Annotated in this window: 19 protein-coding genes and 1 other RNA gene; all 20 read right to left on the bottom strand. The window is 67.8% G+C overall.

Annotated features, from left to right (window positions below; translation table 11 throughout):
- Nucleotides 1-30: 30 nt before the first annotated feature.
- A complete protein-coding gene (gene ftsZ / locus C1704_RS01610; protein ID WP_104300297.1) occupies nt 31-1,242 on the bottom strand; it encodes a cell division protein FtsZ in 1,212 nt (403 codons plus the stop codon).
- A 72-nt stretch (nt 1,243-1,314) separates the two neighbouring features.
- Nucleotides 1,315-2,544 (bottom strand): cell division protein FtsA, encoded by a 1,230-nt coding sequence (ftsA, locus tag C1704_RS01605; protein WP_104300295.1) that lies wholly within the window; start codon nt 2,542-2,544, stop codon nt 1,315-1,317.
- An 8-nt stretch (nt 2,545-2,552) separates the two neighbouring features.
- Entirely contained in the window at nt 2,553-3,320 is a 768-nt protein-coding gene (locus tag C1704_RS01600) for a cell division protein FtsQ/DivIB (protein ID WP_104300293.1), read from the bottom strand.
- A 6-nt stretch (nt 3,321-3,326) separates the two neighbouring features.
- Nucleotides 3,327-4,295, bottom strand: a complete 969-nt coding sequence (locus C1704_RS01595) for a D-alanine--D-alanine ligase (RefSeq protein WP_104300291.1) — start codon at nt 4,293-4,295, stop codon at nt 3,327-3,329.
- Entirely contained in the window at nt 4,292-5,701 is a 1,410-nt protein-coding gene (murC, locus tag C1704_RS01590; RefSeq protein WP_104300289.1) for a UDP-N-acetylmuramate--L-alanine ligase, read from the bottom strand. Before murC ends, C1704_RS01595 begins: the two co-directional genes overlap by 4 nt.
- A complete protein-coding gene (gene murG, locus C1704_RS01585) occupies nt 5,698-6,804 on the bottom strand; it encodes an undecaprenyldiphospho-muramoylpentapeptide beta-N-acetylglucosaminyltransferase (protein WP_104300287.1) in 1,107 nt (368 codons plus the stop codon). The genes murC and murG overlap by 4 nt, the downstream gene beginning before the upstream one ends.
- Nucleotides 6,801-8,069, bottom strand: coding sequence for a putative lipid II flippase FtsW (gene ftsW, locus C1704_RS01580; protein WP_104300285.1), 1,269 nt, complete (start codon nt 8,067-8,069; stop codon nt 6,801-6,803). The genes murG and ftsW overlap by 4 nt, the downstream gene beginning before the upstream one ends.
- A complete protein-coding gene (gene murD / locus C1704_RS01575; protein WP_104300283.1) occupies nt 8,066-9,832 on the bottom strand; it encodes a UDP-N-acetylmuramoyl-L-alanine--D-glutamate ligase in 1,767 nt (588 codons plus the stop codon). Before murD ends, ftsW begins: the two co-directional genes overlap by 4 nt.
- A 23-nt stretch (nt 9,833-9,855) precedes the next feature.
- Nucleotides 9,856-11,034, bottom strand: coding sequence for a phospho-N-acetylmuramoyl-pentapeptide-transferase (mraY, locus tag C1704_RS01570; RefSeq protein ID WP_104300281.1), 1,179 nt, complete (start codon nt 11,032-11,034; stop codon nt 9,856-9,858).
- On the bottom strand, nt 11,028-12,434 hold the full coding sequence (locus C1704_RS01565) for a UDP-N-acetylmuramoyl-tripeptide--D-alanyl-D-alanine ligase (protein ID WP_419186771.1): 1,407 nt from the start codon (nt 12,432-12,434) through the stop codon (nt 11,028-11,030). The genes mraY and C1704_RS01565 overlap by 7 nt, the downstream gene beginning before the upstream one ends.
- A complete protein-coding gene (locus C1704_RS01560) occupies nt 12,431-13,912 on the bottom strand; it encodes a UDP-N-acetylmuramoyl-L-alanyl-D-glutamate--2,6-diaminopimelate ligase (RefSeq protein WP_104300279.1) in 1,482 nt (493 codons plus the stop codon). Before C1704_RS01560 ends, C1704_RS01565 begins: the two co-directional genes overlap by 4 nt.
- The gene (locus C1704_RS01555; RefSeq protein ID WP_104300277.1) at nt 13,912-15,735 is read right to left on the bottom strand and encodes a peptidoglycan D,D-transpeptidase FtsI family protein; all 1,824 of its coding nucleotides are present in this window, start codon (nt 15,733-15,735) and stop codon (nt 13,912-13,914) included. Before C1704_RS01555 ends, C1704_RS01560 begins: the two co-directional genes overlap by 1 nt.
- Nucleotides 15,732-16,028, bottom strand: coding sequence for a cell division protein FtsL (gene ftsL / locus C1704_RS01550; protein ID WP_104300275.1), 297 nt, complete (start codon nt 16,026-16,028; stop codon nt 15,732-15,734). Before ftsL ends, C1704_RS01555 begins: the two co-directional genes overlap by 4 nt.
- Nucleotides 16,025-16,996 carry a 16S rRNA (cytosine(1402)-N(4))-methyltransferase RsmH gene (rsmH, locus tag C1704_RS01545; RefSeq protein WP_104300273.1) on the bottom strand — a complete coding sequence of 324 codons (972 nt, stop codon included), beginning with the start codon at nt 16,994-16,996 and terminating at the stop codon, nt 16,025-16,027. The genes ftsL and rsmH overlap by 4 nt, the downstream gene beginning before the upstream one ends.
- Nucleotides 16,997-17,001: 5 nt before the next feature.
- Complete coding sequence (gene mraZ / locus C1704_RS01540) at nt 17,002-17,442, bottom strand: division/cell wall cluster transcriptional repressor MraZ (protein WP_104300271.1); 441 nt, start codon at nt 17,440-17,442, stop codon at nt 17,002-17,004.
- 262 nt (nt 17,443-17,704) lie between these two features.
- Nucleotides 17,705-18,958: a multidrug effflux MFS transporter gene (locus C1704_RS01535; RefSeq protein ID WP_104300269.1), complete on the bottom strand. Its 1,254-nt coding sequence runs from the start codon at nt 18,956-18,958 to the stop codon at nt 17,705-17,707.
- Between the two features lie 20 nt (nt 18,959-18,978).
- Nucleotides 18,979-19,309, bottom strand: an RNA gene (gene rnpB / locus C1704_RS01530) — RNase P RNA component class A.
- Complete coding sequence (locus C1704_RS01525; protein WP_104300267.1) at nt 19,308-20,048, bottom strand: DUF3025 domain-containing protein; 741 nt, start codon at nt 20,046-20,048, stop codon at nt 19,308-19,310. The genes rnpB and C1704_RS01525 overlap by 2 nt, the downstream gene beginning before the upstream one ends.
- 8 nt (nt 20,049-20,056) lie before the next feature.
- The gene (pyrC, locus tag C1704_RS01520) at nt 20,057-21,097 is read right to left on the bottom strand and encodes a dihydroorotase (protein WP_104300265.1); all 1,041 of its coding nucleotides are present in this window, start codon (nt 21,095-21,097) and stop codon (nt 20,057-20,059) included.
- Between the two features lie 32 nt (nt 21,098-21,129).
- A complete protein-coding gene (locus C1704_RS01515) occupies nt 21,130-22,032 on the bottom strand; it encodes an ion transporter (protein ID WP_104300263.1) in 903 nt (300 codons plus the stop codon).
- Nucleotides 22,033-22,034: the final 2 nt, after the last annotated feature.

Raw genomic sequence — 22,034 nt, 5'->3', positions numbered from 1 at the left:
CTGACCGAGACGGCGTTCCCGGGAGAAGATTCAGTCGGCCTGCTTGCGCAGGAAGGCCGGGATCTCGATCTCATCCATCCCGTTGCTGGCCAGCGCATCGACCTTGGCCGCCGCCTGGGTACGACCCGAACGCCACACGCTCGGGGTGTTCAGGCTGGCGTAGTCATGCGCCTGGGGCGCCTGCGCCGGGGCGTGCACGGCCGTGTTCAGCACCGGGATGTTGTCGGTACCGGTGCGCAGGGCCGGCTGCGAGTGCACGACGCTGATGGGAGCCTGCTGGCGGCGCGCCTGGGGCGACAGTCCGGTGGCGATCACGGTGACGCGCAGCTGGTCGCCCAGGCTTTCGTCGTAGGCGGTGCCATAGATCACGTGGGCGTCCTCAGCGGCATAGCGGCGGATGGTGTTCATCGCGTTGCGCGACTCGCTCAGCTTGAAGGTGCTCTTGCCGGCGGCGATCAGCACCAGCACGCCGCGCGCGCCGGACAGGTCGATGCCTTCCAGCAGCGGGCAGGCCACGGCCGCCTCGGCGGCCTTGGTGGCGCGGTCGGGGCCGGACGCCACGGCCGTGCCCATCATGGCCTTGCCGGGCTCGCTCATCACGGTCTTCACGTCTTCGAAGTCGACGTTCACCAGGCCCGGGATGTGGATGATGTCGCTGATGCCGCCCACGGCGTTCTTCAGCACGTCGTTGGCCTGGCAGAAGGCCTCTTCCTGGGTGATGTCATCGCCCAGCACCTCCAGCAGCTTCTCGTTGAGCACCACGATCAGCGAATCGACATTGGCCTCCAGCTCGGCCAGCCCCGCGTCGGCCTGCTTCATGCGGCGGTTGCCTTCGAACTCGAAGGGCTTGGTGACCACGCCCACGGTCAGGATGCCCATTTCCTTGGCCACGCGGGCGATCACCGGCGCGGCACCCGTGCCCGTGCCGCCGCCCATGCCAGCGGTGATGAAGAGCATGTGGGCGCCGTCCACGGCTTCGCGGATGCGGTCCACGGCTTCCTCGGCCGCAGCCTTGCCAGCCTCCGGCTTGGACCCGGCACCCAGGCCCGTGGTGCCAAGCTGAATGAGCTTGTGCGCCGCCGAACGGTTGAGCGCCTGGGCATCGGTGTTGGCGCAGATGAACTCCACGCCCTGCACCCCCTGAGCCATCATGTGCTCGACCGCGTTGCCACCGCCGCCACCGACACCGATCACCTTGATCTGCGTGCCCAGGTTGAACTCTTCAATCATCTCGATAGCCATGATGAACCTCCTTCGTCGTTGCAGTTGCCATCACACAAGAAACACATGCGGGAGCTGTTTGCGCCCCCGCGCTTAGAAATTCCCGATGAACCAGTCCTTCACCCGCCCGAACATCGATTGCACGGAACCGGCCTGCTGGGCCGCCCGGTGGCCGCGCACGCGCGACAGACGCGCTTCCTCCAGCAAGCCCATCACGGTGGCCGAGCGCGGGTTGGCCACCATGTCGTGCAAGGCCCCCGAATAGGTCGGGATGCCCTTGCGCACCGGCTTGAGGAAGATGTCTTCGCCCAGTTCGATCATCCCGGGCATCACCGCCGAGCCACCGGCGAGCACGATACCCGAGGACAGCAGTTCCTCGTAGCCGCTCTCACGGATCACCTGGTGCACCAGCGAGAAGATCTCTTCCACACGGGGCTCGATCACGCCGGCCAGAGCCTGGCGGCTGAGCATGCGCGGCGCGCGGTCGCCCAGGCCCGGCACTTCCACCTGCTCGTCCGGGTCGGCCAGCATCTGCTTGGCCACCCCTGACTCCACCTTGATCTCCTCGGCGTCCTTCGTGGGCGTGCGCAGCGCCATCGCGATGTCGCTGGTGATCAGGTCGCCCGCGATCGGGATGACCGCGGTGTGGCGGATGGAGCCGTCGGTGAAGATGGATACGTCCGTCGTGCCGGCACCGATGTCCACCAGACACACGCCCAGGTCCTTTTCATCCTCGGTGAGCACCGCCGCCGCCGACGCGCTCGGGTTGAGCACGAGCTGTTCGACTTCGAGCCCGCAACGGCGCACGCACTTGATGATGTTCTCCGCCGCGCTCTGCGCGCCGGTGACGATATGCACCTTCACCTCCAGGCGCCCACCGCTCATGCCGATGGGCTCCTTGACCTCGTGACCGTCGATCACGAACTCCTGAGGCTCGACGAGCAGCAGCTTCTGGTCGTTGGGGATGTTGATCGCCTTGGCCGTCTCGACCACGCGCGCCACGTCGATGGGTGTGACCTCCTTGTCGCGCACGATCACCATGCCCGTGCTGTTCTGCCCACGGATGTGGCTGCCGGTGATGCCGGTGTAGACCCGCGTGATCTTGCAGTCGGCCATCATCTCGGCCTCTTTCAGGGCCTGCTGGATGGACTGCACGGTGGCGTCGATGTTGACCACCACGCCACGCTTGAGCCCATGCGAGGGGGCCACGCCCAACCCTGCCACACGCAGTTCGCCGCTGGGCAGCACCTCCGCCACCACCGCCATCACCTTGGCGGTGCCGATGTCCAGGCCGACGACGAGATCCTTGTATTCCTTGGCCATGAAAGTCCTCAGTTCCTTGTAGCCGGGGCCGTCTGGGTGGTCACACCGCGGATGCGCACCGCATAGCCGTCGCGGTGTCGCAGGTCGGCCGATTCCAGCGGTCCGGGGTAACGCGCGGTGACCTGGCCGATGGTGGCCACCAGGCGATCGATGCGGGCCAGCACCTCGGCGGCTTCCCCGCGGCCGAGTTCGATGCGGGCGCCATTGTCCAGCTCGGCGCGCCAGTGCCCGCGCTCGGACAGGCTCAGCACCGTGACCGCGCCGCCCAGGCGGGCCAGCACCGGCGAGGCCTCCCGGTAAAGGGCCAGCACCTGGGCCGAACTGCCCTCGGGGCCCGACAGCACGGGCAGGTTCTCGTCCTCGACATCGCCCAGATTGGCCTCGAACACCTCACCGAAACTATTGACGATGCGGTCCTCGCCCTTGGCTCCCCGCCAGTAGGCCACCGGCACATGCTCTTCCAGGGTCACGGCCAGGCGGTTGGGCCACACCCGCCGCACCACCGCCTGACGCACCCAGGGCACGGCCTGGAACGCCTGCTGACTGCTCGGCAGATCGAGCGTGAAGAGGTTGCCGCTCAGGCGCGGCAGCGCATTCGCGCGGATCGTGGCGGCTGAATTGCGGGCCACGTCTCCATCGATGCGGATGGCACGGATCGAGAACACCGGCCAGCGCACCACCCAGCTCGCCGCCGCCCACAGGAAGGCGAGCACGGCCAGTGCACACAGCACGGCCGCGGTCGCGTTCATGAGGCGGATGTCGAGAGGGGCGTTCATCGTCGTTCAGCCCTGCACGCTGTGTTCCAGCGACGCCTGAGACACCAGCCACAGGCACAGCTGCTCATAGGACAGGCCCGCAGCGCGCGCCGACATGGGCACCAGCGAATGGCCGGTCATGCCGGGAGAGGTGTTGATCTCCAGCAGGAAAGGTCGGCGATCGCTCGCGCGGATCATCACGTCGGCACGGCCCCAGCCGCGGCAACCCAGGGTGCGATAGGCCTGCACGACGATGCGCTGGATCTCCCGCTCTTCGGCTTCCGGCAGGCCGCTCGGGCAGTGGTACTGCGTGGTGTCGGTGAAGTACTTGTTCTGGTAGTCGTAGTTGCCCTCGGGCGCGACGATGCGGATCACCGGCAGGGCCCGGGCCGACGCGCCCTCGCCCAGCACCGGGCAGGTGGTCTCGTCGCCGGCGATGAACTCCTCGCACAGCACCTCGGGGTCGTATTTCGCCGCCAGGGCGTAGGCCGCGTCGCACTGCTCGACGCTGACCACCTTGGTCAGGCCGATGGTGGAGCCCTCGCGCGAGGGCTTCACGATCATCGGCGCCCCCAGGGCCTGCAGGGCGGCGCGGGTTTCCTCGGCGCTGTTCACCATGCGCCAGTCGGGGGTGGGCAGCCCCTCGAAGCGCCACACGCGCTTGGTCATGATCTTGTCCATGGCCATGCTGGAGGCCATCACGCCCGAGCCGGTGTAGGGAATGCGCAGCAGTTCCAGTGCCCCTTGCACCGTGCCGTCCTCGCCGAAGCGTCCGTGCAGGGCGATGAAGCAGCGCGCGAACCCCTCTCGCTTGAGCTCCGACAGCTCGCGTTCAGCCGGATCGAAGGCATGAGCGTCCACGCCCTGCGATTGCAGGGCCTGCAGCACCCCCGATCCGGACATCAGCGACACCTCGCGCTCGGCCGACAGTCCGCCCATCAGCACGGCCACCTTGCCCAGCGCCTTCACATCGATGGAAGACAGGTCGAACTTCATGCAGATTCCTTCAACAACTCCAGCACCCGGGCGGGCACCCCGCCGATGCTGCCCGCACCCATGGTGATGACGACATCGCGGTCACGTGCGTGGTCGATGATGGCCTGGGCCAGTTCACCGATCTCATCGACAAAAACCGGATCGAGCTTTCCCGCCACACGCAGCGCCCGTGCCAGCGAGCGGCCGTCGGCGGCCACGATGGGCGATTCGCCTGCGGCATAGACCTCGGTCAGCAGCACCACGTCGGCCCCCTGGCCGATGACTTTCACGAAGTCCTCGAAGCAGTCGCGCGTGCGGGTGTAGCGGTGTGGCTGGAAGGCCAGTACCAGGCGGCGGCCGGGGAAGGCGCCGCGTGCAGCCGCCAGCGTGGCGGCCATCTCCACCGGATGATGGCCGTAGTCGTCGATCAGCGTGAAGTGGCCGCCCCCCGAGGCCGGCAGGTCGCCGTAGCGCTGGAAACGCCGACCCACCCCCTTGAACTCGGCCAGGGCCTTGAGCACCGGGCCGTCAGGCAGCTCGAGCTCGGTGCACACGCCGATCACGGCCAAGGCGTTGAGCACGTTGTGCTCGCCCGGCAGGTTGAGCGTGACCTCGAGATCAGGCATGGCCACGCCATTGCGGCGCTGGCAGGTGAAGTGCATCTGACTGCCTTGGGTACGCACGTTGACGGCACGCACCTGCACGTCGGCACCGAAGCCGTAGGTGACCACCGGCCGCGAGATCATTGGGATGATCGAACGCACGCCGGGGTCGTCGGCACACAGGATGGCCGCGCCGTAGAAGGGCATGCGGTGCAGGAAATCGACAAAGGCCGACTTGAGCTTTGCGTAGTCGTGCCCGTAAGTCTCCATGTGATCAGCGTCGATGTTGGTGACGACCGAGACGATGGGCATGAGGTTCAGGAAGGAGGCATCGGATTCGTCTGCCTCGACCACGATGTACTCGCCCGTGCCCAAGCGCGAGTTGGCACCGGCGCTGTTCAGCCGTCCGCCGATGACGAAGGTCGGGTCGACGCCGGCTTCGCCGAGCGCGCTGGCCACCAGGCTGGTGGTGGTGGTCTTGCCGTGCGTGCCCGCAATCGCGATACCTTGCTTCAGGCGCATCAGCTCGGCCAGCATCACGGCGCGCGGCACCACCGGCACCCGGCGGGCGCGGGCGGCAATCACCTCGGGGTTGTCACCGCGCACGGCGGTGGAGGTGACGATGGCATCGGCCCCGGCGATGTTCTCGGCCTCGTGGCCGATGGTCACCTTCAGGCCCAGGGCTGCCAGGCGGCGCACCGTTGCGCCGTCGCTCTGGTCAGAGCCCGAAACGGTGTAGCCCAGGTTGAACAGCACCTCGGCGATGCCGCTCATGCCGGCACCGCCGATGCCCACGAAGTGGATGTGTTTGACGGCGTGCTTCATCGCGCGCCTCCTTGGTGGGAGTTCACCAGTTTCTCGATCTCGTCCGCCACCTTGGCGGCCGCCCGCGGGCGGGCCAGCGTGCGGGCCTTTTGAGCCATGGTTTTGAGGGTGTCGCGGTCCAGTCCGCGCAGGGTCTCGGCCAGGCGCTCGGGCGTGAGCTCGGCCTGCGGCAGATGCAAGGCTGCGCCGTGCTGGGCCATGTAGAGGGCATTGTCGCGCTGGTGCGAGGTGGTACTCACCAGCAGCGGCACCAGCACGCTGGCCACACCAGCAGCGCACAGCTCGCTCACGGTGACTGCACCGGCACGGCAGACGATGACGTCACACTCGGCCAGCCGGCGGGCCATGTCGTCGATGAAGGGCAGGACCTCGACATCGTGTTCGGGATCCAGACCCTCGGCCTGGTAGAGCGCCTTCACGGCGTCGCGGTTGAGCGCGCCCGTCTGATGCACCACGTGCGGGCGCTCGCCGACCGGGATGCGTGCCAGCGCCTTGGGCAGGGTTTCGTTGAGCACACGAGCGCCCAGGCTGCCGCCCACCACGAGCACGCGCAGCGGGCCTTCGCGGCCAGCGAAGCGCTCGTCGGGTCCGGGGAGGGCTTCGATTTCTTCACGGACGGGGTTGCCCGTGACGACGGCCTGCTTCGTCTTCGTGGCGGCGGCCCCATCGAAGCCGAAGGCCACGGCATCGGCCACCGGGAGCAGCGCACGGTTGCTCATCAGCATCGAGGCGTCCGCGTTCACCAGCACCAGCGGCTTGAAGCGCGCGGCCGCCATCAACCCGCCAGGAAAGCACACATAGCCGCCCATGCCCAGCACGGCATCGGCCCGGCGCTCACCCAGGATGCGCCAGCACGACACGAAGGCCGCCAGCAGGCGAAGGCCGCCAGTGAGGCTGTGCCACAGACCCTTGCCACGCAGGCCCGAGAAGCCAATGGTGTCCAGCGCGATGCCGGCCGCCGGCACCAGGCGGTTTTCCATGCCCGTGGTGGTGCCCAGCCAGCTCACACTCCAGCCGCGACGCTGCATTTCCTGGGCCACGGCGAGGCCCGGGATGATGTGTCCGCCGGTGCCGGCCGCCATGATGACGAGGTGATGGGTCATGCCCTCCCTCCCCTCATGAGCTGCCGGTTTTCCATGTCGATGCGCAGCACCACGGCAATGGCGATGCAGTTCATCAGGATGGCCGAGCCGCCATAGCTCAACAGCGGCAGCGTCAGGCCCTTGGTCGGCAGCACGCCCAGGTTCACGCCCATGTTGATGAAGGCCTGGCCACCCACCCAGATGCCCACACCCTGAGCCAGCAGGCCCGAGAACACACGGTCCAGTGCGATGGCCTGGCGGCCGATGTGGAAGATGCGGCGCGTGAGCCAGAAGAAGGCGAAGATCACCGCCGCCACGCCGATGAAGCCCAGTTCCTCGCCGATGACGGCCAGCAGGAAGTCGGTGTGGGCCTCGGGAAGGTAGTGCAGCTTCTCGACGCTGGAGCCCAGTCCCTGGCCGAAAATCTCGCCGCGACCAAAGGCAATGAGCGAGTGAGTGAGCTGATAGGCACGCCCCAGGCTGTGCGCCTCGTTCCAGGGGTCGAGGTAGGCGAAGATCCGCTCGCGCCGCCATTCGCTCAGGCTGACCATCAGCACGAAGGCGCCCACGACCAGGGCGGCCATCAGGAAGAACATGCGGCCGTTCACCCCCCCCAGGAAAAGAACCCCCATCGCGATCGCAGCGATCACCATGAAGGCGCCCATGTCGGGCTGTGCCAGCAGCAGCAGCCCCACCAACACAAGCGCAGCAGCCATGGGGGCCACCGCCTGGAAGAAGCGCTCCTTCACATCCATCTTTCGCACCATGTAGCCGGCGGCATACATGGCGATCGCCAGTTTGGCCAGTTCGGACGGCTGGAAGTTCAGAAAGCCCAGCGGAATCCAGCGACGCGCGCCGTTCACGCCTTTGCCGATGAAGGGCAGCAGCACCGCAACGAGCAGAACCAGGGCCCCCACGAAGAGCCACGGTGCGTGCTTCTCCCAGACTTGCATGGGAATCTGCAGCACCACCAGGCAGGCGATGAAGGCCAGCCCGATCGACAGCGCGTGACGCACCAGGAAGTGCGTGGGCTCGTAGCGGGCAAAGCGCGGGTTATCCGGCAGGGCCACCGAGGCCGAATAGACCATCACCAAGCCCAAGGCCAGCAGGGCCACCACCACCCACACCAGGGCCTGGTCGAAGCCCTGCAGGCGCGTGGGCTGGCCGGTGGACACCCAGTCGCGCACCGGCACGTCTTGGCCCTTCTTGCCGGACGCGGGCCGCAGCGCACCCAGGCGTGCCTTGAAAGCCTCCCACCCACTGGCAGCACGTGAGGTGGTGCTCATGCCAGCTCCCCGCGTTCTTCGGCCAGGGCATGCACCGAAGCGATGAAGACCTCGGCGCGATGTCCGTAGTTGCGGAACATGTCCAGACTGGCACAGGCCGGGCTCATCAGCACGACGTCGCCCGACTCGGCCCGCTCGGCACAGCCCCGCACAGCCGCTTCCAGACTGTCGAAGCGAGCGTGGGTGACGCCGGTGCCCGCCAGCACGGATTCAATGGCGGCCGCATCCCGGCCGATCAGGGCCACAAAGCGCGCATGCCGCGCCACGGGCTCGTGGAGCGGGCTGAAGTCCTGCCCCTTGCCGTCACCGCCCAGGATCACGAGCAGGCGACGGCCCATGCGGTCGGCACCAAGGCCATTCAGAGCGGCCACGGTGGCACCCACGTTGGTGCCCTTGCTGTCGTCCACATAGTCCACGCCGCCCACGGTGGCCACGTGTTGCACACGGTGCGGCTCGCCGGCGTAGTCGCGCAGGCCATGCAACATGGGCGCGAGCGGGCAACCGATGGCGGTGGCCAGGGCCAGCGCCGCCAGGGCGTTGGCCGCGTTGTGGCGACCGCGCACACGGAGGGCATCGGCCGGCATGAGGCGCTGGATGTGCAGCTCTTCGTCGGCGTCGTCATCCTTGCGGCGGCGCGCGGTCTTCAGGGTCTCGTCGGCTTCCATCGCCCGCACCAGCCAGGCCATGCCGCCTTCGACCACCAGCCCGTAGTCGCCGGGGCGGGTGGGGGCATCCAGGCCGAAGCGCACCACCTGGCGTTCGATCACTTTCGCCGAGCGCCCCTTGCCCACAGTCTGAGGGGCCGGCACCATCGCTTCCACCAGGGGATCGTTGCGGTTGATCACCATCACCGCCTCACGCCCGAAGATGCAGGCCTTAGCCGCGGCATAGGCCTCCATGCTGCCGTGCCAGTCGAGGTGATCCTGGCTGAGGTTGAGCACCGTGGCGGCGCTGGGTTCGAATCCCGACACACCGTCCAGCTGGAAGCTGGACAGTTCCAGCACCCACACATCCGGCAGATGCTCGAACACCGGGGGTGGCGGTGGGGGTGGCACGATCCTGATGGCCGGCTCGTCCTCGCCGCCGAGGGCCGCAACGGCTTCCAGGGTCTCCTCGATGTGGCGCTCGGCCTCATGGATGGCTTCGACCGCCTCGGCGTCATCGTCCACCAGCGTCGCTTCGGTCGGGGGGAGCGTCGCCTCGACGGTCTCGGTGCAAGGAAGCGTCGCATCTGCGGGGGCCGCCTCGGGTTCCCGGTCCAGGGCCGCGCCGAGGGTGTCGAGCATCGTCGGACCGATGTTGCCCGCCGTGGCCACGCGGCGCCCGGTGCGCTCGATCAGCAAGGTGGTCATGGCCGTGGTGGTGGTCTTGCCGTTGGTGCCGGTGATGGCCACCACCTGGGGTGCGTAACGCCGTTCGGCCTTCAAGTCAGCCAGCGCCTGGGCAAACAGGTCCAGCTCCCCCTGCACCGGCACACCGCGCCGGGCGGCCTCGGCCAGCAGCCCCTGCAGGCGCTCGTCGTGGGGAGACAGCCCCGGGCTCTTGAGGATGCGTTGCACGCCCTCGGCGTGCGCAGGCCCCAGGGCGCCCGACATCAACTCGACCTGGGGCAGTTCGTCGCGCAGCGTGGCGGCCTGTGGGGGCTGCTCGCGCGAATCCCAGACCTTCACGTGGGCCCCGCAGCGCACGCACCAGCGCACCATGGCCAGGCCGGAGGCGCCCAAGCCCAGCACGAGAACGGTGATGCCTTGCAGATCCTTCATGGTGAATGTGTTCGTGTCCGTGTTCAGCGCAGCTTGAGCGAGGCCAGACCCACCAGGCACAGCAGCATGGTGATGATCCAGAAACGCACCACCACCTGCGTTTCCTTCCAGCCGGATTTCTCGAAATGGTGGTGCAGCGGCGCCATCTTGAGGATGCGCCGGCCCTCGCCGTATTTGCGCTTGGTGTACTTGAAGTAGACGACCTGCAGCATCACCGACAGAGCCTCCACGACGAAGATGCCGCCCATCACGGCCAGCAGGATCTCCTGCCGTGTGATGACCGCGATCGTGCCCAGGGCACCGCCCAGGGCCAGGGCGCCCACGTCGCCCATGAAGACCTGGGCGGGGTGGGTGTTGAACCATAGGAAGGCCAGGCCCGCGCCGGCCATGGCCGCACAGAAGATCAGCAGCTCGCCCACGCCCGGGATGTAGGGGAACAGCAGGTAGCGCGAATAGACCGCGTTACCCACCACGTAGGCGAACACGCCCAGGGCCGAGCCCACCATCACCACCGGCATGATGGCCAGCCCGTCCAGGCCATCGGTGAGGTTCACGGCGTTGCTCGAGCCCACGATGACCAGGTAGGTGAGGATGATGAAGCCCCACACACCCAGCGGATAGCTGACTTCCTTGAAGAAGGGCACGAAGAGGTCGGCGTTGGGCGGCAGCGGGTTGGAGAAGCCCGACTGCACCCAGCGCAGGAAGAGTTCGATCACGCGCACGTTCGATGATTCGGACACCGCGAAGGCCAGGTAGATGGCGGCCACCAGCCCGATCACCGACTGCCAGAAGTACTTCTCGCGCGAGCGCATGCCCTCGGGATTCTTCTGGACCACCTTGCGCCAGTCATCGACCCAACCAATGGCGCCCATGCCCAGCGTCACGATCAGCACGATCCACACAAAGCGGTTGGACCAGTCGAACCACAGCAGCGTGGACACCGCCACGCCCAGCAGGATGAGCACCCCACCCATGGTGGGCGTGCCGCTCTTGGACAGATGGGCCTGGACGCCGTACTCGCGGATGGGCTGGCCGATCTTGAGTTCGGTCAGCTTGCGGATCACCCAGGGTCCGAAGACCAGGCCGATGAGCAGCGAGGTCATCGCCGCCATCACGGCGCGGAAGGTGAGGTACTGCACCACGCGCAGGAAGCCGAACTCCGGCGACAGGCCTTGCAACCACTGAGCCAGCGTGATCAGCATGGCGTGTCCTTTCCCTGCATGCCGCCACGGCCGGGCATAGCCAGGGCCGAGACGATCTGTTCCATCTTCATGAATCGTGAGCCCTTGACCAGGACGCTGCGCACGCCGGCGGGACCCTGCCCCAACGCCGCCAGGGCCTGGGCGGTTGACGCAAAGTGCCGGGCACCGCTGCCGTAGGCGCTTGCCGCTTGCTCGCACAGGCTGCCGACGGCCCACAGGTGATCGATGCCGCGCTCGCGCGCGTAGGCTCCCACTTCGCGATGAAAGGCCTCCCCCTGGTCCCCGACCTCCCCCATGTCGCCCAGCAGCAGCCAGCGAGGTTCCGGCAACTCTGCGAGCACATCGATGGCGGCGCGCACCGAGTCGGGGTTGGCGTTGTAGCTGTCGTTCACCAGGGTGACCGACTCGCCGCCAAGGCTGATGACCTGCAGCTGCGAGCGCCCGGACACCGGCTCGAAGGTGCGCAGCCCCCGGGCGATGGCCTCCAGCGGGGCGCCGGCTGCCAGCGCGCAGGTGGCAGCCGCCATGGCATTGCGCACGTTGTGACGCCCGGCGATGCGCACCTGGGTCGTCAGCGTCCCCACGGGCGTGTGCAGGGAGAGATGCCAGCCCTGCGGGCCCCAATGGGCCTGCCCGCTCACGTCCGCCCCGGGGGCGTCGCCGAACACGAGCACCGGACGCTGGCCCGCCATGCCGCGCCACAACAAGGTGTAGGCATCGTCCGCGGGAAACACGGCCACGCCCGTCGGGCCGAGCGCTTCGATCACCGCGCCGTTCTCTCGCGCCACCGCCTCGACACTGCGCATGAACTCCTGGTGTTCACGCTGGGCGTTGTTGACCAGCGCCACCGTGGGTGCCGCCATGCGGGCCAGCAAAGCGATCTCGCCCGGGTGGTTCATGCCCAGCTCGACCACCGCAGCGCGGTGCCAGGTTTCATCGTTCTGCCGCAGGCGCAGCAGGGTCAGCGGCACACCGATGTCATTGTTGAAGTTGCCCTGCGTGGCCAGCGCCCCTTCGCCCACCCACTCCTGCAGGATGGAGGCGATCATCTGGGTCACGGTGGTCTTGCCGTTGCTGCCCGTCACCGCAATCAGGGGCAGGTGCATGCCCGCGCGCCAGGCGGCCGCCAACTCCCCCAGGGCCGCGCGGGTGTCCGGCACCAGCAGGCCGGGCAGACCGGCCTCGGCCAGGCCGCGCTCGGCAAGAGCCGCTGCCGCCCCGGCTTCGCGGGCCTGGACCAGAAAGTCGTGGGCGTCGAAACGCTCACCGCGCAGGGCCACGAAGAAATCGCCTGCGCGCAGGCTGCGGGTGTCCGTGTGCACGCGCAGCAGCACGGTTTCACCGTCGCCCACGAGGGTGGCGCCGCTCAGCAGACCGTGAGCCGTGGACAACGTCATCATGCGCGTGCCCTCCGCATCGTCTGGGCGGCCTGGGCTTCTTCGATATCCGAGAAGGGCAGCCGCTGGCCCGCCACTTCCTGGTAATCCTCGTGGCCCTTGCCGGCCAGCAGGATGACGTCGCGCACGTCGGCCGCTGCAACGGCAGTGGCGATCGCCACCCGCCGGTCTTCGATGGCCTGCAGCATGGGGGCCGGGCGCATGCCGGCAACGATCTCTTCGATGATGCGCATCGGCGCTTCGCTGCGGGGGTTGTCGCTGGTGACGATCACCCGGTCGGCCCTCGCCTGGGCCACCGCCCCCATCTGGGGCCGCTTGCTGCGATCGCGGTCCCCGCCACAGCCGAAGACGCACCAGAGTTGCCCGCCCCGCTCCCGCGCGAAGGGGCGCAGCGCCAGCAGCACCTTGTCCAGCGCATCCGGGGTGTGCGCATAGTCCACCACCACCGAGGGGGCACCCTCGCCATCGATGCGCTGCATGCGGCCGGGCACCGGGCCGAGCCGGGCGCAGGCCGCTGCGGCATCGCCCAGAGACACGCCCAGCGCACGCAAGGCACCCACCACCGCCAGCAGGTTGGACACGTTGTATTCGCCGATGAGTGCGGTCTGCACCCGGGCGGTGTCATGGCCTTCGACCAGCTCGAAACCCAGTCCGCCGCCGCTGTAGCCCACCGCGCGCGCGTGCAGGTCGGCCTGCGGGTGCAGGCCGTAGCGGCACACCGACACATCGCCCCCCCGCATACGCGACACCAGGTCCTCGCCCTTGGGGTCATCGAGATTGACCACAGCCGAGCGCAGGCCCGGCCAGGCGAAGAGCTGGGCCTTGGCCTCCCAGTACGCTGCCATGCCGCCGTGGTAGTCGAGGTGGTCGCGGGTGAAGTTGGTGAACAAGGCCACGGCAATGCGTGTGCCATTGAGCCGGTGCTCATCCATGCCGATCGACGACGCCTCGATGGCACAGTGACGCATCCCGGTCTGCGCAAATTCGCGCAGCGTGCGGTGCAGGGTGATGGGGTCGGGCGTGGTCAGGCCGGTGGGCGTGAGCTCGCCCGGGCGCCCCACTCCCAGGGTGCCGATCAGCCCGCAGGGAATGCCCAACGCCGCCAGCGCCTGCGCCACCCACCAGGAAGTGGACGTCTTGCCGTTCGTGCCGGTGGTGGCGATCAGTGTGACCTCGCGCGACGGCTCGCCGAACCACTGGTCAGCCAGCTGGCCCGTCAGGGCCTTCAGCCCGGGCATCGCCGCCACACGCTCGTCGTCAAAGCCGAAGGCCTCGACACCTTTCTGTTCCACCAGGCAGGCGCGTGCGCCGGCCGCCAGCGCAGCGCCCACATGCTGGCGCGCGTCGGTGGCGTGGCCGGGCCAGGCGATGAAGCCTTCGCCACCACGGATGCGCCGGCTGTCCAGCGCCAGGTCGGTACAGCCGCGCTCACGCAGCCACTGGAGCGCCGCACCGGCAGTGTCGAGCATGCGCACGGCCATCAGAAGCTCTCCTCCACTGCCTCGCCCTGGCGAGCGACGATCTGCGGCTGCACGGCGATGTCGGGCTGCACCCCCATCATGCGCAGGCTCTGCTGCACCACCTCGGCAAACACGGGCGCGGCAACGATGCCGCCGTAGAAGTGTCCCGCGGTGGGCTCGTCGATCATGACAGCCACGACGATGCGAGGCTGTTCGATCGGCGCCACTCCCACGAACCAGGAGCGATACTTCTTGTCGGCATAGCCTTTGCCCTCCTGCTTGCGCGCCGTGCCGGTCTTGCCGCCCACGGAGTAGCCCACTGTCTGGGCCAGCGGCGCCGTGCCTCCGGCACTGGCGGCCATCTGCAACATCCTGCGCGTGGTCTGGGCCACGCGCACAGAGAACACACGCGGCCCGTGGGCCTGCTCGTCCGACTTGAGCAGGGTCACCGGGATGAGTTCACCGTCGCGGGCAAACACGGTATAGGACTGGGCCAGCTGGAAGAGCGAGGCAGACAGTCCATAGCCATAGCTCATGGTGGCATGCTCGATGGGTCGCCAGGTCTTGGGCGGACGCAGGCGGCCGCTCACCACCCCCGGGAAGGGCAAGTGGGGCTTCTGACCCAGACCGATCTCGGTGAACATCTCCCACATTTCCTGCGACGGAATCTGCTGGGCCAGCTTGACGGTGCCCACGTTGCTGGACTTCTGGATGACTTCGGCCACCGACAGGCGGCCGTACGCCCGGGTGTCACGGATGGTCGAGCCCGTCACCGTGATCCAGCCTGCTCCGGTGTCGATCGTGGTGTTCGCGGTGACGCGACCCGTCTCCATCGAGAGGGCAGCCACAAAGGGTTTCATCGTCGAGCCCGGTTCAAAGGTGTCGGTGAGGGCTCGGTTGCGCAGCTGCGCACCGCTGAGATTCTGACGCTTCGCGGGGTTGTAGCTGGGGTAGTTGGCCAGCGCCAGCACCTCTCCCGTGCGCACGTCCAGCACCACCACGGACCCTGCCTGAGCCTTGTGCTGCGCCACCGCCTCGCGCAGTCGCTGGTAGGCAAAGAACTGGATCTTGGAGTCGATGGAGAGCTGGATGTCCTGACCATCGACCGGGGCGACGCTCTCGCCGATGTCCTCAACGATGCGTCCCAGGCGGTCGCGGATGACACGGCGCTGCCCATTGCGGCCGGCCAGCTCACGCTGGAAGGCCAGCTCGACACCTTCCTGGCCGCGATCCTCGACGTCGGTGAAGCCCACGACATGGGCCACCGCCTCACCTTCCGGATAGCGGCGCTTGTACTCCTTGACCTGATGCACGCCTTTGAGACCCAGCGCCTTGATGCGCTCGGCCACGTCCTCGTCGATCTGGCGACGCAGCCAGACGAAATTGGGATTGTCCGTCAAGCGCTTGTCCAGGTCGGCGGTCGTCATCCCCAGCAAACGAGCGAGTTCGCGCCGCTGCGTGTGGTCGGCTTCAAAGTCCTTGGGGATGACCCAGATCGACGGAGCCGGCACGCTGGAGGCCAGGATCAGGCCGTTGCGATCCAGGATGCGGCCACGATTGGCCGGCAGTTCGATCGTGCGGGCATAGCGGCTTTCACCCTGGCGCTGGTAGAAATCGGTGCCGATGATCTGCACATAGACCGCGCGGCCCAGCAGGACGCAGAACGACAGGCCGATGCAGGCCACCAGAAACTTCGAGCGCCAGGGCGGCGTCTTGGACGCCAGCAGCGGGCTCGTGGCGTAGCGCACCTCGTGCAGTGCGTGCGCGGCCGGCATGCGTGCCTTGCGCCGCGCGGGGGCCGCACCCTTGCCGCGACGGGACAGAAGCCGCGCGAGCCAGTTCATGGCCGAGCTCCATGCTCCGCCGAGGCAGCGCCTTCGTACTGCACGTACTGCGTCACCGCCGCGGTGGGCGTGCGCATCTGCAGTCGCTCGCGGGCTACCTTCTCCACACGCAACGGTGTGGCCTGGGTGCGCTTCTCGAGCTGGAGCTGCTCATGCGCAACGTCCAGCGCGCGCTCTTCGGCCTGGGCCCGCTCCACCTGGGTGAACAGACGCCGCGCCTGATAGGACACATGCACCAGGTACAGGCCGCTGGCCACCAGCGCCACGAAGAGCAGCACGTTCAGGCGGGTCATGCGAGCTCCCGAAGCGGCACTGCCGTGCGCTCGGCCACGCGCAGGATGGCAGAACGGGCTCGCGGATTGGCCGACACTTCCGCCTGCGAGGGGCGGATGCGCGCAAGCGCCTTGAGCAGCGGCTCGGGCAGCGGCGCCAGACCCAGGGCTTGCGGGCTGCCTCGCTTCACCTCGGCACGCGAGTGAGCGGCGATGAACTGCTTGACCCGGCGGTCTTCCAGCGAGTGAAAGCTGATCACGGCCAGGCGACCGCCCGGAGCCAGCAGAGACAGCGCCGCATTCAGGCCTTGTTCGAGTTCCTCAAGCTCGGCGTTGACGAAAATCCGAAGAGCCTGAAAGGTCCGCGTTGCGGGATCCTGGCCCGGCTCGCGTGTCTTGACCGCACCAGCCACGACTTCGGAAAGCTCGGCTGTGGTTCGAACAGGACGCCCGCTCGCCCGGCGAGCAACAAGCGCCTTTGCAATCTGTAGAGCAAACCGTTCTTCCCCATGATCTCGTATGACCTCCGCGATGAGTTTTTCGTCCGCGCGCGCGAGGAAGTCGGCGGCACTTTCGCCGCGCGAGGGATCCATGCGCATGTCCAGGGGCCCGTCATGGCGGAACGAGAATCCGCGCTCAGGGTTGTCGATCTGGGGCGACGAGATCCCCAGGTCCAGCAGGACACCTTGCACCTGGGCAATGCCGCGGCGCGCGCAGGCCTCGGCCATGGTGGCGAAACCGGCATGCTCGATGGCAAAACGCGGGTCCTGGACCCGCGCGGCATCGGCAATCGCTTCGGGATCCTTGTCGAAGACCAGCAGACGCCCCCCAGGGGTCAGCCTGGACAGCAGCAGCCGCGAGTGACCGCCGCGGCCATAGGTGCCGTCGATGTAGGTCCCGTCGGGAGAGGTCAGCACGGCCTCCACCGCTTCGTCGAGCAGGACGGTGCGGTGCGTGTATGGGGAAGATTGAGCAGCCGGGGCGCTCATGGCCGTCAGAAGCTGAAGTCCTTGAGGACGTCCGGCATGCCTTGCTGCATGACCGCGGCCTCGTGGGCCGCATAGCGCTCGGCGTCCCACAGTTCGAAGTGACTGCCCATGCCCAGCAGCATCACCTCCTTGTTCAGACCCGCTGCGGCGCGCAGCTCGGGCGAGATCAGCACGCGCGAGGCGCCATCGATCTCCACATCCATGGCGTTGCCCAGGAAGATGCGCTTCCAGCCGGCGGCCGACATCGGCAGTGCGGCGATCTTGTCGCGGAACTGCTCCCAGGCCGGGCGGGGAAACACCATCAGGCAGCCCTCAGGGTGCTTGGTCAGCGTCAGCTGCCCTCCGGCGATGGCGGTCAGCACGTCGCGATGGCGCGCCGGGACGGTCAACCGCCCTTTGGCATCCAGCGACAGGGCTGAGGCCCCTTGGAAGACGACTGAAGACACAAAACCCCACTAAGTTGCACTTTCTCCCACTTTAGCGACGCACTCGCCCCCGGTCAAGCGAAATCGGAAAAATTGCCAATGAAATCAAGCACTTACATTTGATTTCGAAGAAATCGGCGCAGAAAAAGTGCAGCAAAAATAAGGACTTGCGAAGGGGTGTGAAAGCGAAGCATGAGAAGTCCCACCCCCGAAGAAAGGGGGGTGAGGATCGCGCGACAACGCCGCAGGGAGGTGGCGGCCCCGCCCGCCAACACGGGGGCGCTCAGGCCACGGTGTGACTGGCGCTGACCGTGTCTGTCTGACGCCCGATGTCGGGCCAGCGGTGGTGCAGGTAGATCCAGGCCATCAGGCCAATGGCCATGAGCGCGAGGGAGGTGGCGGCCAGGCCCACCGTGCTGCCCATCACCAGCGGCGCCAGCACCCCGGCCACGACGGCGTTGGCCAGCGAACCCACAGCCGCCTGCAGCGAGGAGGCCATGCCACGGCGCTGCGGAAAGAGGTCCAGCACCAGCAGCGTGACCACGGGCACCATCAGCGCCCAGCCGAAAGCAAACGCCGCGATCGGCCAGAGGGCCCACGACACATGCGCCTCGAACAGGAGATTGGCTGCGAGATTGAGCACGCCGACAACCGCCATGATCACGAAGCCATGGCGGATCTGGCGCTTGGGCGCGATCTTGCCGGCCAGGCGGCCGCTCCACCACGCGCCCCCCATGATGCCGCCGATGCTCAACACGAAGAACCAGAAGAACTCGGTGGGCGACAAGGCCAGGTGCACGCCCAGGAAGGCGGGCGCCGACAGCACATACAGGAAGAGCCCGTTGAAGGGCACGCCGCTGGCCAGCACCAGCAGCACGAAGCGCGGGTCGCTGCACAGCTGCCAGTAGCCGCGCATCAGGTGGCGCACTTCGAAAGCCTGACGGTGATCGAGGTGCAAGGTCTCCGGCAGCAGCCGGTAGTTGGACACCCACAGCGCCACGCCCACCAGCGCCAGAAACCAGAAGATCAGGTGCCAGTCGGCCAGCACGAAGATCCAGCCGCCGATGATGGGGGCGATGGCCGGCGCCACGCCGAAGTAGATCGTCACCTGCGCCATCACGCGCTGGGCTTCGGCCGGCGGGAACATGTCGCGGATGATGGCGCGCGAGACCACGATGCCCGCCCCGGTGGACAGGCCCTGCAGGGCGCGGAAGAAGACGAGCTGGCCGATGGTTTGCGACAGCGCGCAGCCCACCGACGCGACCGTGAACACCGCCAGCCCCCACAGCACCACCGGGCGGCGCCCGAAGCTGTCCGACAGCGCCCCGTGGAAGAGGTTCATGAAGGCAAAGCCGAACAGGTAGGCCGACAGCGTCTGCTGCATCTGCACCGGCGTGGCGCCGAGCGAGCCGGCAATCCCGGCGAAGGCCGGGATGTAGGTGTCGATCGAGAACGGCCCGAGCATGCCCAGCAGCGCGAGCAGCACGGCCAGGGCCCAGCGCGGAGCGGGCCAGATCTTGTGGGCGTCGGGATTCATCGGCTTGTGATGCTTGAAATGTGTGAAGCAAGCCGATAGGCCGGATTCTGTGCGGCGGGTTGCCCCGCCGTGACCGCCATTCCTCTGGGCCGCCCCTCACGGAAGCGGCTCGATGCCACCTACCCGCACACTCCCCGGGCCGGATCGACGTGTGCCTATTTGGTGTTGCTGCGCGTAGAGATTGCCCGTTTCACCCGGACCGCCACTTGCGCCGCGGCCCGACTCGTCTCTGTTGCTCTGATCCTCGCCTCACGGCGGACAGGTGTTACCTGCTACGCTGCCCTGTGCAGTCCGGACCTTCCTCCAGTGCGGCCTTTCGGCACCTGCACCAGCGGCGGTCTGGCTTGCTTCACATGGCAATTATCTCAGGCCGGCGACCGGCCCGCTCGCGACGGGGTCGGAAGACCTCGGCATCGTCGTAGAAGGCCGGGGCCTCGTTGGCCGGCCACCAGCCGGGCACCCCCAGCACGGGCAGCGGCAGGAAGGGCTTGGGCGCCAGGCCTTCGGCGCTGAGCCCCAGGTCGGGTGCGGCGCCCTCTTCCACCACCCAGACATGGGCGGTGATGCTCTTGTAGGGAGTCACCAGCTTTTCCAGCAGCGCATGGCCGAAGAGTTCGAGGCGGGCCCGGGCCCACAGCGCCCGGTGATCGATGAAGAGCCTGCGCCACTGACGCTCGCGCAGCGCCTGGACCAATTCGGCCGGCGCCTGCAGCAAGGCTGCGTTTTCGTCGAAGAGCGTCAGGGCGTCGCGCACCGGCCCGCGTCTGGCGCCCACACCCGCCTGCGCGATCTGGGCGGCCTGCAGTTCGTTCAGTCGGCGTTTGAGCGCAGGTCGCAACAGCCACATCAGGCCGTTGAAGAAGTCGTGCAGGTTGTGGCGCGTGGGCACGCAGCCGGTGCGGAAGATGAAGGCCTCGTAGGGTTCGCGGTCGGGCAGCGCCTCCTGGGGCACAAAACGCACCGGGCCGCCACAGGTGTTGAGTGCGTCGGCCACCGAGGCCCCGTCACGCACGAGCGCCTCGACCTCGTTGCCCACGGCGGCAAGCGGCGCAAACCAAGGAGTGCGCCAGTCGATCGCCGGCAGCGTCATGGCCGGGTTCAGCCCTCCACCATCCGCCAGGCGAGGGTCTCACCACCGCGCAGCGGCTTGAGCGTGGCCTCGCCGAAGGGCAGGGTTTCGGGCAGCTGCCAGGGCGACTTCTTCAGCGTGACCGTGCCGGTGTTGCGCGGCAGGCCGTAGAAGTCGGCACCGAAAAAGCTGGCAAAGCCCTCCAGCTTGTCGAGCGCACCGGCCGCCTCGAAGGCCTCGGCGTAGAGCTCCAGCGCCGACAACGCGGTGTAGCAGCCGGCGCACCCGGTGGCGTGCTCCTTCAGGTGTGCCGGATGCGGCGCGCTGTCGGTGCCGAGGAAGAACTTCGGCGAGCCCGAGATGGCGGCGGCCACGAGGGCGCGGCGGTGCTCCTCGCGCTTGAGCACGGGCAGGCAGTAGTAGTGCGGCCGGATGCCGCCGAGGAAGATGGCGTTGCGGTTGTAGAGCAGGTGGTGCGCCGTGAGGGTGGCGCCCACGAACCGGTCGGCATCGGCCACGTACTGCGCGGCTTCCTTCGTGGTGATGTGCTCGAAGACGATCTTCAGTTCGGGGAAGTCGCGGCGCAGCGGGATGAGCTTGTCGTCGATGAAGGCCTTCTCGCGGTCGAAGAGGTCGATCTCGGGGTCGGTCACCTCACCATGCACCAGCAGCAGCAGGCCGTGCTTCTGCATGGCCTCCAGCGTCTTGTAGGTCTTGCGGATATCCGTGACGCCGGCGTCGCTGTTGGTGGTGGCCCCGGCCGGGTAGAGCTTGAGCGCCACCACCCCGGCCTCCTTGGCCCGCGCGATCTCGTCGGCCGGCAGCTTGTCGGTGAGGTAGAGCGTCATCAGCGGCTCGAAGCTCAGGCCCGGCGGGACGGCCGCGCGGATGCGTTCACGGTAGGCCAGCGCCTGCTGTGCCGTCGTCACCGGCGGCTTGAGGTTGGGCATGATGATGGCGCGCGCGAACTGGCGCGCCGTGTCGGGCACGACGGCGGCCATCGCGGCGCCATCGCGCACGTGCAGGTGCCAGTCGTCGGGGCGGGTCAGGGTCAGGGTGGTCGGGCTCATGACCCCGATTGTCCCACCGTCTGGAGCGACACTCAGGCGCCCGGATCCCGCTCGTAGCGGGGCATGCGCACGCCGCAGTGGCGGCAGAAATTCGCGTCGGGCAGGTGGCCCTCGGTCAGGCATTCCGGGCAGGTGCGCGTGGTGGTGGGCCGGCTCATCCGCTGCGCCGCCATCTCGGTGGTGACGATGCCGGTGGGCACGGCCAGCACGCCCCAGCCCAGCAGCATCATGGCCGAGGCGATGAAGCGCCCCACCTCGGTCTGCGGCGTGATGTCGCCGAAGCCCACGGTGCTCATGGTGGTGATGGCCCAGTACATGGCCATCGGGATGCTGGTGTAGCCGTTCGCGGGGCCTTCCACCACGTACATCAGCGTGCCCATCACCAGCACCACCATGAAGACGAAGGACAGGAAGACAGCGATCTTGCGACGGCTGGCCCGCAGGGCCTCGCCCAGCGCGCTGTATTCGGCCACGTAGCCGGTGAGCTTGAAGACGCGGAACACCCGCAGCAGGCGCAGGATGCGCACGTCGATGAGGAGGTGGGCCTCGGGGATGAAGAAGGCGATGTAGGACGGCAGGATCGCGATCAGGTCGATCACGCCGAAGAAGCTCGTGGCATAGCGCAGCGGATGACGCACGCAGGCCAGCCGGGTGAGGTACTCGACGGTGAAGATGGCGGTGAAGACCCATTCCAGCGCACGCAGGGTGCTGCCGTGCTCGGCCCGGATGCCGGCGACACTGTCGAGCACCACGGTGAACACGCTGAGCAGGATCAGTGCGATCAGCCACTGGTCGAAGCGCTTGCCGGCCCGTGTGTCGGCTTCAAAGATGACGATGTAGGTCTTGTGGCGCCAGCCAGCTTCGGGCTTGCCGAAGCGCTCGGCGTCGGCCCGGGCGGCGGCTTGCAAGGGACTGCGCGAACCTTCCTCATTCATGG

Origin of the sequence: Caldimonas caldifontis (assembly GCF_002930615.1) — a bacterium.
GTDB classification, from domain to species: domain Bacteria; phylum Pseudomonadota; class Gammaproteobacteria; order Burkholderiales; family Burkholderiaceae_C; genus Caldimonas; species Caldimonas caldifontis.
The sequence above is the reverse complement of the archived record's forward strand: the minus strand, read 5'-3'. Positions and strand labels throughout refer to the sequence as shown.

What these genes read in the sequence shown, in the direction of transcription:
- ftsA (WP_104300295.1), bottom strand. Translation starts at nt 2,544, where the DNA reads ATGGCCAAGGAATACAAGGATCTCGTCGTCGGCCTGGACATCGGCACC.
- mraY (WP_104300281.1), bottom strand. Translation starts at nt 11,034, where the DNA reads ATGCTGATCACGCTGGCTCAGTGGTTGCAAGGCCTGTCGCCGGAGTTC.
- C1704_RS01535 (WP_104300269.1), bottom strand. Translation starts at nt 18,958, where the DNA reads ATGAATCCCGACGCCCACAAGATCTGGCCCGCTCCGCGCTGGGCCCTG.
- ftsZ (WP_104300297.1), bottom strand. Translation starts at nt 1,242, where the DNA reads ATGGCTATCGAGATGATTGAAGAGTTCAACCTGGGCACGCAGATCAAG.
- C1704_RS01600 (WP_104300293.1), bottom strand. Translation starts at nt 3,320, where the DNA reads ATGAACGCCCCTCTCGACATCCGCCTCATGAACGCGACCGCGGCCGTG.
- ftsL (WP_104300275.1), bottom strand. Translation starts at nt 16,028, where the DNA reads ATGACCCGCCTGAACGTGCTGCTCTTCGTGGCGCTGGTGGCCAGCGGC.
- rsmH (WP_104300273.1), bottom strand. Translation starts at nt 16,996, where the DNA reads ATGAGCGCCCCGGCTGCTCAATCTTCCCCATACACGCACCGCACCGTC.
- murC (WP_104300289.1), bottom strand. Translation starts at nt 5,701, where the DNA reads ATGAAGCACGCCGTCAAACACATCCACTTCGTGGGCATCGGCGGTGCC.
- murD (WP_104300283.1), bottom strand. Translation starts at nt 9,832, where the DNA reads ATGAAGGATCTGCAAGGCATCACCGTTCTCGTGCTGGGCTTGGGCGCC.
- ftsW (WP_104300285.1), bottom strand. Translation starts at nt 8,069, where the DNA reads ATGAGCACCACCTCACGTGCTGCCAGTGGGTGGGAGGCTTTCAAGGCA.
- C1704_RS01555 (WP_104300277.1), bottom strand. Translation starts at nt 15,735, where the DNA reads ATGAACTGGCTCGCGCGGCTTCTGTCCCGTCGCGGCAAGGGTGCGGCC.
- C1704_RS01525 (WP_104300267.1), bottom strand. Translation starts at nt 20,048, where the DNA reads ATGACGCTGCCGGCGATCGACTGGCGCACTCCTTGGTTTGCGCCGCTT.
- C1704_RS01595 (WP_104300291.1), bottom strand. Translation starts at nt 4,295, where the DNA reads ATGAAGTTCGACCTGTCTTCCATCGATGTGAAGGCGCTGGGCAAGGTG.
- murG (WP_104300287.1), bottom strand. Translation starts at nt 6,804, where the DNA reads ATGACCCATCACCTCGTCATCATGGCGGCCGGCACCGGCGGACACATC.
- C1704_RS01560 (WP_104300279.1), bottom strand. Translation starts at nt 13,912, where the DNA reads ATGGCCGTGCGCATGCTCGACACTGCCGGTGCGGCGCTCCAGTGGCTG.
- pyrC (WP_104300265.1), bottom strand. Translation starts at nt 21,097, where the DNA reads ATGAGCCCGACCACCCTGACCCTGACCCGCCCCGACGACTGGCACCTG.
- C1704_RS01515 (WP_104300263.1), bottom strand. Translation starts at nt 22,032, where the DNA reads ATGAATGAGGAAGGTTCGCGCAGTCCCTTGCAAGCCGCCGCCCGGGCC.
- C1704_RS01565 (WP_419186771.1), bottom strand. Translation starts at nt 12,434, where the DNA reads ATGATGACGTTGTCCACGGCTCACGGTCTGCTGAGCGGCGCCACCCTC.